Genomic DNA, 14553 nt, shown 5'->3' with positions numbered 1-14553 from the left:
TAGGCGCCCTCTGAAGGAGCCCAACCATGCCTGAACTCACTCATTTCGATGCCGCCGGCCAGGCGCATATGGTGGACGTCGGCGGCAAGCAGGAGACCAAGCGCATCGCGGTTGCGCGTGGCTCGATTCGCATGCTGCCGGAGACGTTCGCGCTGATTCGCGACGGCAACGCCAAGAAGGGCGACGTGATCGGCATCGCGCGGATTGCCGCGATTCAAGGTTCGAAGCGCACCGCCGATCTGATCCCGCTCTGCCATCCGCTCGCGCTGACGCGCGTCAAGGTGGATTTCGAGCTCGATGACACGCTGCCGGGCGTGCATTGCACGGTTCAGGTTGAAACGCTGGGTCGAACGGGGGTGGAGATGGAAGCGCTGACTGCCGTGCAGGTCGGGTTACTGACCGTGTACGACATGTGCAAGGCGGTGGATCGCGGCATGACGATCACCGATGTGCGCGTGCTGGAGAAGCACGGCGGGAAGTCGGGGGATTGGGTGGCGGGTTGATAACTGTGTGCGTCATCGCCCCGCTCCACCTTTAAAGCTTTGAATCTCTGAAGCGAACGCGGCGGTTCATTCCTCGTCGCTGTCGTCGTCCTCATTGACGTCGCCCGGCGGCATGCCGTAGCGCTTGACCAGTTCCGCCTTGAAACCGGTCAGCGTTTTCTGCTCGTCGCAAAGCTGGTACACGTAGCTCAGTTGCGACGGCCAGTCCTTCAGTTCCGTGGCGAAAATCTTCAGGCGTTCGACAGTATCGAGTGCCGCTGCCTGATCGCCGCTCAACGCCTGCAACACCGCATACCGACGCAATACGGTTTCGCCCGGCAGCAGCGCCATCGCCTGTTTGTGCATGGCGAGCTTGTGTTGCAGATCCATCGAATTCATTGGCAAAAGCGTCGCCAGACCATATTCGCCCCACGCCTGGAACAGGAACGACGGGTCCGCGCGATATTGCTCGGCAGGACGCGAGCCGTAGTACAGCACTTCGGCGCGCGCGTAGTCGCGATACACCGGATACAGCGCGGCCAGACCGCCGAACACCACCACGGCAAACGCGCCGAACGACAGGCGTGCGGGCACGAGGCGCAGCGGTCGCGTTTCCAGCAGGCCGAACACGAACATGGCCGGCAACAGGAAGAACATGTACTGCTGCGGATATTCGACCAGCGCGTGCATGACCAGCACACCGATCAGCGCAATGCCGAACACGCGCGCCGAGCTTTGCGGCGCGCGCACCACGCGTATGAGCCAGGTAATCAGGCCGAACAGCACGATCGCGAGACCGATCAAGCCGGTCTTAGCCAGCAGGTCGATGAAGATATCGTGCGAATTGTTGGCGATCTCGACGCCACCAAGCGACTTCGCAAACTCATACTGATAGCTCGGAAATTCGCCCCAGCCGACGCCCAGCAACGGGTGCGTCTTGAACATCGTCCAGCCGTACTTCCACAGCGCGAGGCGCGGCGCGATCTGGCCGGCGTCCTGAAAACGTTCGGCGGCGGACTGTCCGAGCTCCAGGTGATAGTGAACGTTGGCCCAGCGAATCAGCGCGTTGATCACGAAAAACAGCACGGCCAGCACGATCGGAATGATCCATTGGCGATTGCTGCGGCGTAGTTGCAACGGGTCGCGGGTCTGCGCGAACGCCATCCAGAAACCCGCCACCACGATCACACCCATCTGCAGCCACGGACCACGCGACACGGTCAGCGCGAGGCCCACCGCGAAAATCGTCGACACGAGAAACCAGATGCTGACAGCAATTCGCCGCGTCTGCACGAGGAACAGCGCCCCCGCCATCGCGAACGCGATATAGGTGGCGAGGTGATTGGCCTGCGCCATGTTGCCGAACGGCCGGCGCTCGATGGTCACGTTATAGGCGACGACGAGCGGCGACACGCGCACTTCGAGGTGAAACAACTGGATGATCTGGCAGAACACCGCAAACAGCCCGCCGACGATCAACGCCCCGGCCGCCCACCGCAGCGCGGTCTCGTTGAGCTTGGCGCGCGTGAAGCCATAGCCGGCATGCGTCGCCATGAAGGCCGCCAGCAGATAGCCGCCGCCGAGCCAGTTCATCGACGGCTGCGAGACCGGCAACACCACCGACTGCGCCACCAGCAGCAGCCCGAACAGCAACGGCACCAGCGCGACTACCGGCGACGCGAACGTCACGCGCGGCTTGGCGCTCGCCACCAGCAGCACGACGCCAGCGCCGGTCAGCAGATACAGGGCAAGCGCGGTGAATTCAGCGTAAAAGGTTGGAATCGGATACGTATGGTTGACAACTGCATAAGGCAGCACCAACGCGAGAGCCAACAGAATGAAAGACAGATAGCGCGCGAAAGGGGTGGGCATCGAGTAACCGGTGGGCGTCAGCAACCGGCGCACTATACAAAAAAATTCTCCTGCTGTGCGCCGGCCGGGCTGAAATATCCCGAAAATCAGCCTTTTACGTGCGGACGACTGCGACGCCGCGCCACTCTCGCGGTCATCGCGCGCTCATGTCGCACTCGTTCATGAACGGCACTCCGGTGGGGCAAGATTCGACGGCAACGTGGGCGCATCGGCGGGTGCCGGCCCTGCGCCCGGCGCCGGCAGCGAGGACGCCGCTTTGCCGCCCGCGAAACATTCCCACGTGAGCGCGCCCGCCTGCATTCCGCCCTTGCTCAACGCGATGCGCGCAGTCGGCGCATCCACATTGTCAGGCACCGATGGCACGAGCGTAAGCGTGTTCGAACCCGCGGGCGCGACGCGCGTCGAGAACGCGACGGTGATCTGGCCGGTGTCGTCGTCGACGCGAATGGACTCGACGTTGCGGGTGGCGGGCGGCGAGGCATAACCGCCGCTGAACGCGTTGCCGCTCGCGGCATTCTCAGACACGGCCAGCCGCGCGGACGCCGCCAGCGACAGCCCCTCGCCAACGCGGCTGCGAGCCAGATAGTCCTGATACGCGGGAATCGCATAGGCGGCGATCACGCCGACGATCGCCAGCACGATCATCAGTTCGATCAGCGTGAAACCGAAGCCGAGGCGTCGGCAGGCGCGCGCAAGCCGCGCGGACCAGCCCGCTCGGCAAAATCTCGAGCGCGGGGACAGCGAGGATTGGGAGTAAGGGGAATAAGGCAAAGTGACGATCATCGGCAGGCTCCTGAAACGAAAAACGCCTGCCCCACGGATCGGGAACAGGCGTTTCAATCGTAGCGAGCGGCGTTCGTGTCAGACAGTCAGCCGAACGGCTAACGTTGCAGCGTGGTTCGATTCAAGCCGCCGCGCGATGGGCGTTGCGGCGCTTCAACAGATAACCGAGCACCACGACGAACAACGCACCGGCGATGCTCATGCCGTATTCGGCCCACGGCGTATCGAGGATCGGCCAACGGTCGCCGGCCGGGTCGTTGATGATCAGGCCGCCCGCGATCCAGCCCAGCAACCCGGCGCCGAGCGTGATGACGATCGGAAAGCGGTCGAGCAGCTTGAGAACCAGCTGGCTGCCCCACACGATCAGCGGAATGCTCACCACCAAGCCGAAAATCACCAGCGCGATCCGGTGTTCGGGATCGGCGGCCTCAGCCGCGCCCGCGATCGCGATCACGTTGTCGAGGCTCATCACCGCGTCCGCGACAATGATGGTCTTGATCGCCGACATCAGCTTGTCGGCCGGTTTGACGTTCTCATGGGGGTCATGCGCCGGCGCCATCAGGCGCACGCCGATCCACAGCAGCAACAGGCCGCCCGCGAATTTCAGCAACGGCACGTCGAGCAGCGCGACCGCGAACGCAATCAACGCCACGCGCAGCACGATGGCGCCCGCCGTGCCCCACAGCACGCCCTTCGTGCGTTGGGATGGCGGCAAATTGCGGCAGGCCAGCGCGATCACGACGGCATTATCGCCACCCAGCAGAATGTCGATGACAATAATCTGAATGACAGCGCCCCAATGGAGCGTGGCGAAGAACTCGAGCATGATTGAAAGAATAAGAAGAAATCCGACGCGCGGCCAATAAAAAAGCGGAGGAGTCTACACTCCCCCGCTTTTGAAACCGCACGCTCACGAAAGGGCTTCGTAAGCGTATCAAAAAACGCGCCGTGACAGCGCGCGAATTTCGATTTACAGCATTGCCTTCAGAAGACGCGCCATTTCTGACGGGTTCTTCGTGACCTTGATGCCGCAAGCGTCCATGATTTCCAGCTTCGCTTCAGCGGTGTCAGCACCGCCCGAGATCAGCGCGCCGGCGTGGCCCATGCGCTTGCCCGGAGGCGCCGTGACGCCGGCGATGAAGCCGACCACCGGCTTCTTCATGTTGCCCTTGATCCACTCAGCAGCGTTCGCTTCGTCCGGACCACCGATCTCGCCGATCATGATGACGGCGTCCGTTTCCGGATCGTCGTTGAACATCTTCATCACGTCGATGTGCTTCAGACCGTTGATCGGGTCGCCGCCGATACCGACTGCCGACGACTGGCCGAGGCCGATCGCCGTCAATTGGCCGACTGCTTCATACGTCAGCGTGCCCGAGCGCGACACGACGCCGATGCGGCCCTTGCGGTGGATGTGACCCGGCATGATGCCGATCTTCAGTTCGTCCGGCGTGATCGTGCCCGGGCAGTTCGGTCCGAGCAGCAGCGTCTTGCGGTTTTCGGCACGCATACGAGCCTTGAGCTCGATCATGTCACGGACGGGAATGCCTTCCGTGATACAGATCGCCAGGTCCAGATCGGCTTCGACCGCTTCCCAGATCGCAGCAGCAGCGCCTGCCGGCGGAACGTAAATCACCGACACGGTCGCGCCCGTTTCAGCCTTGGCTTCAGCGACGCTAGCGTAGATAGGAATGCCTTCGAAGTCTTCGCCTGCGCGCTTCGGGTTCACGCCTGCAACGTACGCTTCGCGGCCGTTTGCGTATTCACGGCAAGCACGCGTGTGGAACTGACCGGTCTTGCCGGTGATGCCCTGCGTGATGACCTTGGTGTCTTTGTTAATCAGAATCGACATGTATTGACCTCTGTTCGTTTGGCGTCGCGCTGTTGCGCCGCGCGGCGGGCTGTTCTCCGCCCGCGCCGCTCACGCGCCGCCATTCGTAATCCTGGTTACCTGGAAAAAGCGTCTGGCAACAGCTGCGGACTCGGCTTACGCCTTGCCCGAAGCAGCCGCGACGACCTTCTGAGCCGCTTCTTCCATGCTGTCCGCCGCGATGATCGGCAGGCCGGATTCAGCGAGCATCTTCTTGCCGAGGTCTTCGTTCGTGCCCTTCATGCGGACCACGAGCGGCACCTTCAGCGAGACGGCCTTCGACGCCGCGATCACGCCTTCCGCGATCACGTCGCAGCGCATGATGCCGCCGAAAATGTTGACCAGAATCGCCGTCAGGTTCGGGTTCTTCAGCATGATCTTGAACGCTTCCGTGACCTTCTCCGTCGTGGCGCCACCGCCCACGTCCAGGAAGTTCGCCGGTTCGCCGCCGAACAGCTTGATGGTGTCCATCGTTGCCATTGCGAGGCCGGCGCCGTTCACGAGGCAGCCGATGTTGCCGTCGAGCGAGATGTACGCGAGGTCGAACTTCGAGGCTTCGACTTCAGCCGGATCTTCTTCGTCCAGATCGCGATACGCGACGATTTCCGGGTGACGGAACAGTGCGTTCGAATCGAAGTTGAACTTGGCGTCCAGCGCGATGACCTTGCCGTCGCCGGTCAGGATCAGCGGGTTGATTTCGGCCAGCGATGCGTCCGTTTCCCAGAATGCCTTGTACAGGCCTTGCAGGATCGCGCGCGCTTGCGGCAGCGAAGCGGCGGGCACGCCGATCTTCGTGGCCAGTTCGTCGGCTTCGGCGTCTTTCAGACCGGTTGCCGGATCGACAGCGATCTTGTGGATCAGCTCAGGCGTCTTTTCCGCGACTTCTTCGACGTCCATGCCGCCTTCGCTCGATGCCATCACGACGATCTTCTGCGACACGCGATCGATCACGAGGCCGACATACAGTTCCTTCTTGATGTCAGCGCCTTCTTCGATCAGCAGACGATTCACCTTCTGGCCTTCCGGGCCGGTCTGGTGCGTGACGAGCTGCATGCCGAGGATCTGGTTCGAATACTCGCGAACCTGTTCCAGCGACTTGGCGACCTTCACGCCGCCGCCCTTGCCACGGCCACCCGCGTGGATCTGAGCCTTCACGACCCATACCGGGCCGCCGAGCTCTTCCGCGGCCTTGACCGCATCATCCACCGAGAAGACCGGCTTGCCGCGCGGTACCGCGACGCCGAATTTCCGCAGGATTTCCTTACCCTGGTACTCGTGAATCTTCATGCGTGATTCCCTTCAGTCTGAGAGTTGGATTGAACTTCGTTTCCGCTGCCGTCGTTCATGCCGGACGCGTTGCCGCCCTCGCCTGTCTGGCGGACTGCCCCGTCGCCTGACGATGCCGCGCGATCCGCTGAACGCGGCGCGTGGCCATACCAGCGCGGATAAAACTGCTGCACCGCCTCGCCGTCGAAACGCAGCGCGTGGCAGCGTCCCAGCTGGAATGGCGGTTTATCGTTGGAATGCTCGCCTGTGCTATTGGACGATTCGTCTCCCGAACCTGCGTTCGCGCCCGACGCGCCGTCACCGGTGTTCCACACTTCGCCGGCGAATGCCTGAATCGCGGCGGTCGGCAGGATCGCGCACAGCTCGGTGAGATGCGTGCAACCCGCCGTGCCGCCCAGCAAACGGGCAGACTCACGACGGAAGTTTTGGCGGAGATTGAGCCCGATGAGGGCACGGTAGGCGGGATTGCTGACCTGGCACAAACCAGGATAGGGCACCCAGTCGGACGACGCCTCGGCGTCGACGACATTGAGCTTGCGATCGATGGTGATGCGAAGCCAGAGTTCATGGATCGGCTGACCATTGGGCCGGACGCCCGACGCAAGCACCACGTCGCGCGGTTTTTCGTCGGTCAAGCACGCTTCCACATCCCACAGGCCATCGGCTCGCTCATAGGCTTCCGCTCTGATTGCGCGACGATGGCGCAACTGACGGGACACTGGCGGAGAGAGCGGCATGCGGGAAGGAAAGGCCGGATTGGAAAACCCACGAATTTTAGCATACTGGGTATTTGGGACAGGTCGGAATGCGCACGGCCGCGCCGCGCGTGGCTGAGAGCGAAACACACTGTCTCAAAGGGGTTTGCACGCGAAACAAAGCACGACGCGCTTACTCGCCGCCCCACTCCTCGTCCATTCCCTTCAGAATTTTGCCGATCGTAGCGCCCGAAAAGCCGCGCGAAGCCAGAAAGCGCTGCTGTTTTGCCCGTTCGGCGGGCGTTTCGGGAAGCCGACCGAATTTCTTTTGCCAGACGGCATGCGCACGAGCGAGTTCGGTTTCGCGCAATTGCGCGCTGGCCTCTTCGACGAGCGTCTGGTCGACCGAATGCTGCTTCAATTCGCCGACGATCCGGCTCGCGCCCAGGCGCGACGAGCGGCGATGAATCAGGCTTTCTGCGAAGCGCGAATCGGATAGCCAGTTCTCGGCTTCCAGCGAGTCGAGCACGGTATCGAGCGAGTCGGTTTCCTCGACGAACGGCTTTAGTTTGCGCGCCAGTTCGGTGCGGCTGTATTCACGGCGAGACAGATAGCCAAGCGCGCGGCCTTTCAGCGATCGTGCTGGGCGTTGGGATTTTTTGGCTTCGTCTTGCCCGGCTTTCGCTTCGCCTGGGACGCGACGCGAGCGGGTGTAGGTGGTTTCGGAGGGATCCGGGCCTACCGGCGGAGAGGATTCAAACGGCGCGCGCTGCGGATTGCGGCCCGCAGCGCGGTCATGTGCGTCGAACGATTCGAATGGATCGAACGACTCGTCGTCTTCATCACGCGGGCCGTCCGCGTGGCGTCCGGAATCGGACAACGGCCGGCCCTTGCGTATCACGTGATGGTTACTCTTCTTCGTCCGCGACTTCAGCGGCTGCGCCAGTTACGGCTTCAGCCATGGCGTTCACGCCCAGCGATTCACGGATACGGTTTTCGATCTCGCGAGCGATATCCGGATTTTCGCGCAGGAATTCACGCGCGTTGTCCTTGCCCTGACCGATACGTTCGCCACTGTAGCTGTACCACGCGCCGGCCTTGTCGACGATCTTGGCTTGCACGCCCAAGTCGATGACTTCGCCCTGACGCGAAATACCTTCGCCGTACAGGATGTCGAAAATCGCTTCGCGGAACGGTGGAGCAACCTTGTTCTTCACCACCTTCACGCGCGTTTCGTTGCCGATCACTTCGTCGTTCTTCTTGATCGAACCGATACGGCGAATGTCCAGACGCACCGACGCGTAGAACTTCAACGCGTTACCGCCCGTGGTGGTTTCCGGGTTGCCGAACATCACGCCGATCTTCATGCGGATCTGGTTGATGAAGATCACGAGGCAGTTCGTACGCTTGATCGTGCCGGTGAGCTTGCGCAGCGCCTGCGACATGAGACGCGCTTGCAGACCCGGCAGCGAGTCGCCCATTTCACCTTCGATTTCAGCCTTCGGCACGAGGGCCGCGACCGAGTCGATCACGATCATGTCGATCGAGCCCGAACGCACCAGTGCGTCGGCGATTTCGAGCGCCTGTTCACCCGTATCCGGCTGCGAAACCAGCAGGTCGTTCACGTTCACGCCGAGCTTGCCCGCGTACTGGATGTCCAGCGCGTGTTCCGCGTCGATAAACGCCGCCGTGCCACCGAGCTTCTGCATTTCGGCGACGACCTGCAACGTCAGCGTGGTTTTACCGGACGACTCCGGGCCATAAATTTCGACCACACGGCCACGCGGCAAACCGCCGACGCCCAACGCGATGTCGAGACCGAGCGATCCGGTTGAGACCACCTGGATATCTTCGACCGCCTCACCTGCGCCGAGCCGCATGACCGACCCTTTGCCGAACTGCTTTTCGATCTGCGCGAGTGCGGCAGCGAGTGCCTTGCTCTTTTCAGCAGTCAGTCCAGCCGAGCCTTTCTTGCTTTCTTCCATGAATCGTCCTTTGCTATGATGAACGGCGTCTGAGGCAGATGTGCAGCCCACTTTTGAAGGACAGCACACGAAACCCAGACACTGTATAAAAAAACAGTAGTTTTGGCAAGCACGATTCTCATGCGAACGCGCATTTTTACCGTCGCGCTGCCCAACTACCCACAATTATTTTCGGAGACCGCTGTGCGCCGGGGGACACCCCACGGTGCCGGCAAGGCCAGGCTGGCGCACCATGCGAATTCTGATTGCCGAAGACGACAGCATACTCGCGGACGGTCTGGTTCGATCACTCCGCCAATCGGCCTATGCCGTCGATCACGTGAAGACCGGCGTCGAGGCCGACACCGCGCTGTCGATGCAAACTTTCGACCTGCTGATTCTCGATCTGGGCCTGCCGCGCATGTCCGGCCTCGAGGTGCTGCGCCGCCTGCGCGCGCGCAATTCCAATATGCCGGTGCTGATCCTGACCGCCGCGGACAGCGTCGACGAACGCGTCAAGGGCCTCGACCTCGGCGCCGACGATTACATGGCCAAGCCCTTCGCGCTGAACGAACTCGAAGCGCGCGTGCGCGCCCTGACCCGGCGCGGCGCGGGCGGCGGCCCGACGGTTGTGCGGCATGGCTCGCTGTCGTTCGACCAGGTCGGCCGGATCGCCTATGTCAATGAGCAGGTGATCGATCTGTCGGCGCGCGAGCTGGGTTTGCTCGAAGTGCTGCTGCAACGGATCGGCCGCCTTGTCTCCAAGGAACAACTCGTCGATCACCTGTGCGAATGGGGTGAGGAAGTCAGCAACAACGCGATCGAGGTCTACGTGCACCGCCTGCGCAAGAAAATAGAACCGAGCGGCGTGCGCATCATCACCGTGCGCGGTCTGGGCTACTGTCTCGAGAAAGCCGCGTCAGCGGCGAGCGCGAACGCCATGACCACACCGCCGCCCGCCGAGCCCGAACCGTCCGCCTCGCCGCCGTCCGGTGCGATGCCGGCGAGCCATCACTACAAATAGAGGACACCCATGTCCGCGCGCGCAGACCGCGCCACGGCGCACGCGGCGGACCTCGACGAGGCACGCGACGAGCGCTACGCCAATCCGTTCGCCCCGCCCGACGAAACCGAAGCCGCCGCCGAGGCACGCCCGCGCTCGCTGTTCGGCGAGATTCTCGACTGGATGCTGGCGCCGCTGCTGCTGCTTTGGCCGATGAGCCTCGCGGTCACCTATCTGGTCGCCAAGTCGATCGCGAACGGCCCGTTCGACCGCGCGCTGGAAACCGACGCGTACGTGCTCGCGCGCCAGATCCATCCGGTCAACGGCGTGGCTGAACTGACGCTGCCCGACTCCACGCGCGACTTTCTGCGCGCGGACAATGTCGACAGCGTGTTCTATCAGGTGCTCGGCACGCGCGGCGAACTGGTGGGCGGCGAGCGCGACATGCCGCTGCCGCACGAGGAAGACCGCCCGCAGCCGGGTCTCGTCGAATTTCGTGACGACGTGCTGCGCGGCAACGATATCCGCGTCGCCTATACGACCGTCGAGTTTCCGCAGACGCCCGGCGCGCAGCCCGTGCTGGTGCAGGTCGCCGAGACACTCGACAAGCGCAGCCAGCTCGCCAACGACATCATCAAAGGCGTGATCCTGCCGCAGTTCGTGATTCTGCCGCTGGCGATTCTGCTGGTGTGGTTCGGCCTCTCGCGCGGCCTCGCGCCGCTGCACGCGCTGCAAGCGCATATCCGCGCGCGCCGCCCGGACGACCTGTCGCCGCTCGAGGCGCGCCGCGCGCCGCCGGAAATCGAGCCGCTCGTGACCTCGTTCAACGATCTGCTGACGCGCCTCGAACAGAACATGGAGCTGCAAAAGCGCTTTATCGCCGATGCCGCGCATCAGATGAAAACGCCGCTTGCCGGCCTGCGCACCCAGGCCGAACTGGCGCTGCGCCAGGATGCCTCCGCGGAAGTGCATCGCTCGCTCGAGCAGATCGCCACCAGCTCGGAGCACGCCGCGCGGCTCGTCACGCAACTGCTGGCGCTGGCGCGCGCGGAGAACCGCATGTCGGGGCAGGTTTTCACGCCGGTCGAGGTGACGGAGGTCGCGCGCCATGCCGTGCGCGACTGGGTTCAGGCCGCGCTCGCCAAGCAAATGGATCTGGGCTACGAAGCTCCCGAGGAGCCCGTCGAAGTGGACGGCAATCCGGTCATGTTGCGCGAAATGCTGTCGAATCTGATCGACAACGCCATCCGCTATACGCCGCCGGGCGGGCGCATTACCGTCAGGGTCAGGCATGACGCGCCGGCGCGGCTCGTGTATCTGGAAGTCGAGGATACCGGACTCGGCATTCCGGTCGCCGAGCGTTCGCGGGTGATCGAGCGCTTCTACCGGATTCTCGGCCGCGAAGGCGACGGCAGCGGCCTCGGACTCGCGATCGTCCGCGAGATCGCGACCATGCACGGCGGCGAGCTGACGATCGACGACAACGTCTATCAAACCTCGCCGCGGCTAGCCGGCACGCTCGTACGCGTCAGTTTGCACGTGCACGAACGGGGCGGGACTTACCCTAACGCGACTTGAACCCGCAAATTTACCATCTCGATATTAGGATAACTTGAGAGCAAATTAGGCGGGCTTGACGCCAGATCGCCGCGTGTTGGACAAAAACCCACAACACACGCCAAGCTGCAATTTCACCCCGCCACGTCAGTACGCCGTAAGTTTCCACTCCAATAATCGGTTCCACGGGAACGCCGTTACCGGCAGACCGCGTGCATATCAATATTGGAGACGACATATGGCTACCGTTGGCGGGCAAATCTCGCACGTGCCGATGACGCGCGAAGAGAAGCGGGTGATCTTCGCATCGTCGCTGGGTACGGTTTTCGAGTGGTACGACTTCTATCTGGCCGGCTCGCTGGCGGCCTTCATCAGCAAGAGCTTCTTCTCCGGCGTCAATCCGACAGCCGCCTTCATCTTCACGCTGCTCAGCTTCGCGGCCGGCTTCGCGGTCCGGCCGTTCGGCGCGATCGTGTTCGGGCGGCTGGGCGATATGGTCGGCCGCAAGTACACGTTCCTCGTCACGATCGTGATCATGGGCCTGTCGACGTTCCTCGTCGGCTTCCTGCCGGGCTACGCGGCGATCGGCTTTGCATCGCCGGTGATCTTTATCGCGATGCGGATGCTGCAAGGCCTCGCGCTCGGCGGCGAGTACGGCGGCGCCGCCACGTACGTGGCCGAACATGCGCCGCCGGGACGCCGCGGCTTCTACACGGCCTGGATCCAGACGACCGCCACGCTCGGCCTGTTCCTGTCGCTGCTGGTGATTCTCGGCGTGCGCACGGCAATGGGCGAGGACGCGTTCGGCGCGTGGGGCTGGCGCATTCCGTTCATCGCCTCGATCATCCTGCTGGGCGTGTCGGTGTGGATTCGTCTGCAACTGCATGAATCGCCGGTGTTCGAGCGCATCAAGGCCGAGGGCAAGACCTCCAAGGCGCCGCTGACCGAAGCCTTCGGCCAGTGGAAGAACCTGAAGATCGTGATCCTCGCGCTGATCGGCCTGACCGCCGGCCAGGCCGTGGTCTGGTACACGGGCCAGTTCTACACGCTGTTCTTCCTGACGCAGACGCTGAAGGTGGACGGCAGCAGCGCCAACATCATGATCGCGATCGCACTCCTGATCGGCACGCCGTTCTTCCTGTTCTTCGGCTCGCTGTCGGATCGTATCGGCCGCAAGCCGATCATCATGGCCGGCCTGCTGATCGCCGCGTGCACGTACTTCCCGCTGTTCAAGGCGCTGGCGCACTACACCAACCCGGCGCTGGAAACAGCGACCGCGAAGGCGCCGATCGTCGTGATCGCGAACCCGGACGAGTGCTCGTTCCAGTTCAACCCGGTCGGCACCTCGAAGTTCACGAGTTCCTGCGACATCGCCAAGAGCGCGCTCTCGAAGGCCGGCTTGAACTACGAGAACGTCGCCGCGCCGGCGGGCACGCTGGCGGAGATCAAGGTCGGCGATACGGTGATCAACACGTATGACGGCAAGGCCGCCGACGCCAAGGATCAAGGCAAGACCTTCGACAAGACGCTCGCGACGACGCTAAAGACCGCGGGTTACTCGCCGAAGGCCGATCCCTCGCAGATCAACTGGCCGATGACCGTGGTGATCCTGACGATCATGATGATCTACGTGACGATGGTCTACGGCCCGATCGCGGCAATGCTGGTGGAGATGTTCCCAACGCGCATCCGCTACACCTCGATGTCGCTGCCGTATCACATCGGCAACGGCTGGTTCGGCGGCTTCCTGCCGGCCACCGCCTTCGCGATCGTGGCGGCGAAGGGCAATATCTTTTCGGGGCTGTGGTATCCGATCGTGATCGCCCTCGTCACGTTTGTGATCGGCATGCTGTTCGTCCGGGAAACCAAGGACTCGGACATCTACGCGAAGGATTGAAACGCCAGATGACCGGAACGACTTGTTGAAAAAGTTGTGCGCCGGGGGTTGACAGCCTCCGGCGCCATCCGCATAATCTCGCTTCTTTCGGCGAATTAGCTCAGTTGGTTAGAGCGACGGAATCATAATCCGCAGGTCCGGGGTTCGAGTCCCTGATTCGCCACCAGTTGCAAGAAAAAGCCGCTGATCCGCAAGGTTCAGCGGCTTTTTTGTTTTGGCTTTCCGAACTGCAACTACAGCAACTTCAAGGAGGTTTCTTGATGACGTTCCGCACCGCCACGCTTGCCGTGGCCACCGTTTCCATCGCGTTTCTCACCGGCACTGCAGCGTTCGCCGCTCAGGCTCAGACACCGCCCGACAGTCAGTGGCGCACCAGCGCGACCACGCTCTCCACGCTGCTGCAGGACGGCTACAAGATCGTCGCTGTCGTGAATGGCGCCCATGGCAGCGCTGGGCCGGCCGACACGATTTTCGTCCAGCGCGATCAGAGCGCCTTCAAATGTATCGACCCGCAGCAGCCCGACGCGAAAACGAGAACATCCGTCGCGCCGCCGGCATGTTTCGAGCTGATGCCGCCGTCGGGAGCGTCGGGGACTCCCGAGTCGAAGTAGTCGCCACGCGGCGCGCCGAAGCGCGCCGCCTGTCACCGGTCCACCAACCGGCTCAGATTCCCCCGCACCCGCTGCAACAACGCGATCAACTGCTTCGCTTCCTCATCGGTGAAGCCGTTCAGCGCTTCGAGCGCGACTTCGTCGCCGACCTTGCGCGCCTTACCGAGCGTGCGCTCGGCCTTCGGCGTCATGTGCACCTGGCGCTCGCGGCGATCCTGCGGATTGGCAGTCCGCTCGATCCAGCCACCCTCTTCCATCCGGTCGAGCAAACGGCCCGCCGAAATCGGCGCGACCTCGAGCAGGTCCGCGAGCCGCGCCTGATTGGTGTCGCCGTAATGCGCGAGATAGGCCAGCACGCGGCACTGCGCGCGCGTCAGATCGACTGAAGACTTCGCAAGGTCGTCGAAACGCTTGCCTGTGAGGCGGCCGACGTCGGAAATCAGAAAGCCGAAGCGCTCATCGAGTTGGGTTTTCATGCGCGGATTATACGAAAGGCTTTCGTTTTTCAGCGTTGAAAAGGGCGCAATTCAGG

General features: G+C 62.8%; 14 protein-coding genes and 1 tRNA gene. 6 read left to right on the top strand and 9 right to left on the bottom strand.

What is annotated here, in order from left to right:
- Window positions 1-26 precede the first annotated feature (26 nt).
- Entirely contained in the window at window positions 27-503 is a 477-nt protein-coding gene (moaC, locus tag PQR42_RS34305) for a cyclic pyranopterin monophosphate synthase MoaC (RefSeq protein WP_408220551.1), read from the top strand.
- 66 nt (window positions 504-569) lie between these two features.
- Here the strand turns inward: moaC and PQR42_RS34300 are convergent, their stop codons facing one another.
- The 8 genes from PQR42_RS34300 to recA all read right to left on the bottom strand — a co-directional run bounded on the left by PQR42_RS34300 (window position 570) and on the right by recA (window position 8974).
- Window positions 570-2354 (bottom strand): PglL family O-oligosaccharyltransferase, encoded by a 1785-nt coding sequence (locus PQR42_RS34300; protein ID WP_408392548.1) that lies wholly within the window; start codon window positions 2352-2354, stop codon window positions 570-572.
- 159 nt (window positions 2355-2513) lie between these two features.
- Window positions 2514-3137, bottom strand: coding sequence for a pilin (locus tag PQR42_RS34295; RefSeq protein ID WP_408392550.1), 624 nt, complete (start codon window positions 3135-3137; stop codon window positions 2514-2516).
- A 121-nt stretch (window positions 3138-3258) separates the two neighbouring features.
- A complete protein-coding gene (locus PQR42_RS34290) occupies window positions 3259-3963 on the bottom strand; it encodes a TerC family protein (RefSeq protein ID WP_408220545.1) in 705 nt (234 codons plus the stop codon).
- Window positions 3964-4107: 144 nt separating this feature from the next.
- Window positions 4108-4989: a succinate--CoA ligase subunit alpha gene (sucD, locus tag PQR42_RS34285; RefSeq protein ID WP_085487621.1), complete on the bottom strand. Its 882-nt coding sequence runs from the start codon at window positions 4987-4989 to the stop codon at window positions 4108-4110.
- Between the two features lie 135 nt (window positions 4990-5124).
- Window positions 5125-6294 (bottom strand): ADP-forming succinate--CoA ligase subunit beta, encoded by a 1170-nt coding sequence (gene sucC, locus PQR42_RS34280; protein WP_007180491.1) that lies wholly within the window; start codon window positions 6292-6294, stop codon window positions 5125-5127.
- Complete coding sequence (locus PQR42_RS34275; RefSeq protein ID WP_408392553.1) at window positions 6291-7031, bottom strand: DUF2889 domain-containing protein; 741 nt, start codon at window positions 7029-7031, stop codon at window positions 6291-6293. The genes sucC and PQR42_RS34275 overlap by 4 nt, the downstream gene beginning before the upstream one ends.
- Before the next feature lie 151 nt (window positions 7032-7182).
- Complete coding sequence (recX, locus tag PQR42_RS34270) at window positions 7183-7890, bottom strand: recombination regulator RecX (protein ID WP_408392555.1); 708 nt, start codon at window positions 7888-7890, stop codon at window positions 7183-7185.
- A 7-nt stretch (window positions 7891-7897) separates the two neighbouring features.
- Complete coding sequence (gene recA, locus PQR42_RS34265) at window positions 7898-8974, bottom strand: recombinase RecA (protein ID WP_408220538.1); 1077 nt, start codon at window positions 8972-8974, stop codon at window positions 7898-7900.
- 232 nt (window positions 8975-9206) lie between these two features.
- Between recA and PQR42_RS34260 the strand changes: the two genes are divergently transcribed.
- The 5 genes from PQR42_RS34260 (at window position 9207) to PQR42_RS34240 (ending at window position 14021) form a co-directional block, all read left to right on the top strand.
- A complete protein-coding gene (locus PQR42_RS34260) occupies window positions 9207-9977 on the top strand; it encodes a response regulator (protein WP_408392558.1) in 771 nt (256 codons plus the stop codon).
- A 9-nt stretch (window positions 9978-9986) separates the two neighbouring features.
- A complete protein-coding gene (locus PQR42_RS34255) occupies window positions 9987-11534 on the top strand; it encodes a sensor histidine kinase (RefSeq protein WP_408220534.1) in 1548 nt (515 codons plus the stop codon).
- A 217-nt stretch (window positions 11535-11751) separates the two neighbouring features.
- Window positions 11752-13410 carry an MFS transporter gene (locus PQR42_RS34250; RefSeq protein WP_408220531.1) on the top strand — a complete coding sequence of 553 codons (1659 nt, stop codon included), beginning with the start codon at window positions 11752-11754 and terminating at the stop codon, window positions 13408-13410.
- Window positions 13411-13499: 89 nt separating this feature from the next.
- Window positions 13500-13576, top strand: a tRNA-Met gene (locus PQR42_RS34245).
- A gap of 94 nt (window positions 13577-13670) precedes the next feature.
- Complete coding sequence (locus PQR42_RS34240; protein WP_408392561.1) at window positions 13671-14021, top strand: hypothetical protein; 351 nt, start codon at window positions 13671-13673, stop codon at window positions 14019-14021.
- A gap of 32 nt (window positions 14022-14053) precedes the next feature.
- Here the strand turns inward: PQR42_RS34240 and PQR42_RS34235 are convergent, their stop codons facing one another.
- Window positions 14054-14497 (bottom strand): MarR family winged helix-turn-helix transcriptional regulator, encoded by a 444-nt coding sequence (locus PQR42_RS34235; RefSeq protein WP_007180479.1) that lies wholly within the window; start codon window positions 14495-14497, stop codon window positions 14054-14056.
- Window positions 14498-14553: the final 56 nt, after the last annotated feature.

Origin of the sequence: Paraburkholderia sediminicola (assembly GCF_046027355.1) — a bacterium.
Lineage (GTDB): Bacteria > Pseudomonadota > Gammaproteobacteria > Burkholderiales > Burkholderiaceae > Paraburkholderia > Paraburkholderia sediminicola_B.
The sequence above is the reverse complement of the archived record's forward strand: the minus strand, read 5'-3'. Positions and strand labels throughout refer to the sequence as shown.

Excerpts from the sequence above, each read along its gene's own strand:
- PQR42_RS34300 (WP_408392548.1), bottom strand. The coding sequence starts at position 2,354 with ATGCCCACCCCTTTCGCGCGCTATCTGTCTTTCATTCTGTTGGCTCTC.
- PQR42_RS34235 (WP_007180479.1), bottom strand. The coding sequence starts at position 14,497 with ATGAAAACCCAACTCGATGAGCGCTTCGGCTTTCTGATTTCCGACGTC.
- PQR42_RS34295 (WP_408392550.1), bottom strand. The coding sequence starts at position 3,137 with ATGATCGTCACTTTGCCTTATTCCCCTTACTCCCAATCCTCGCTGTCC.
- PQR42_RS34255 (WP_408220534.1), top strand. The coding sequence starts at position 9,987 with ATGTCCGCGCGCGCAGACCGCGCCACGGCGCACGCGGCGGACCTCGAC.
- recA (WP_408220538.1), bottom strand. The coding sequence starts at position 8,974 with ATGGAAGAAAGCAAGAAAGGCTCGGCTGGACTGACTGCTGAAAAGAGC.
- PQR42_RS34250 (WP_408220531.1), top strand. The coding sequence starts at position 11,752 with ATGGCTACCGTTGGCGGGCAAATCTCGCACGTGCCGATGACGCGCGAA.
- PQR42_RS34240 (WP_408392561.1), top strand. The coding sequence starts at position 13,671 with ATGACGTTCCGCACCGCCACGCTTGCCGTGGCCACCGTTTCCATCGCG.
- PQR42_RS34260 (WP_408392558.1), top strand. The coding sequence starts at position 9,207 with ATGCGAATTCTGATTGCCGAAGACGACAGCATACTCGCGGACGGTCTG.
- PQR42_RS34290 (WP_408220545.1), bottom strand. The coding sequence starts at position 3,963 with ATGCTCGAGTTCTTCGCCACGCTCCATTGGGGCGCTGTCATTCAGATT.
- sucD (WP_085487621.1), bottom strand. The coding sequence starts at position 4,989 with ATGTCGATTCTGATTAACAAAGACACCAAGGTCATCACGCAGGGCATC.
- moaC (WP_408220551.1), top strand. The coding sequence starts at position 27 with ATGCCTGAACTCACTCATTTCGATGCCGCCGGCCAGGCGCATATGGTG.
- sucC (WP_007180491.1), bottom strand. The coding sequence starts at position 6,294 with ATGAAGATTCACGAGTACCAGGGTAAGGAAATCCTGCGGAAATTCGGC.
- PQR42_RS34275 (WP_408392553.1), bottom strand. The coding sequence starts at position 7,031 with ATGCCGCTCTCTCCGCCAGTGTCCCGTCAGTTGCGCCATCGTCGCGCA.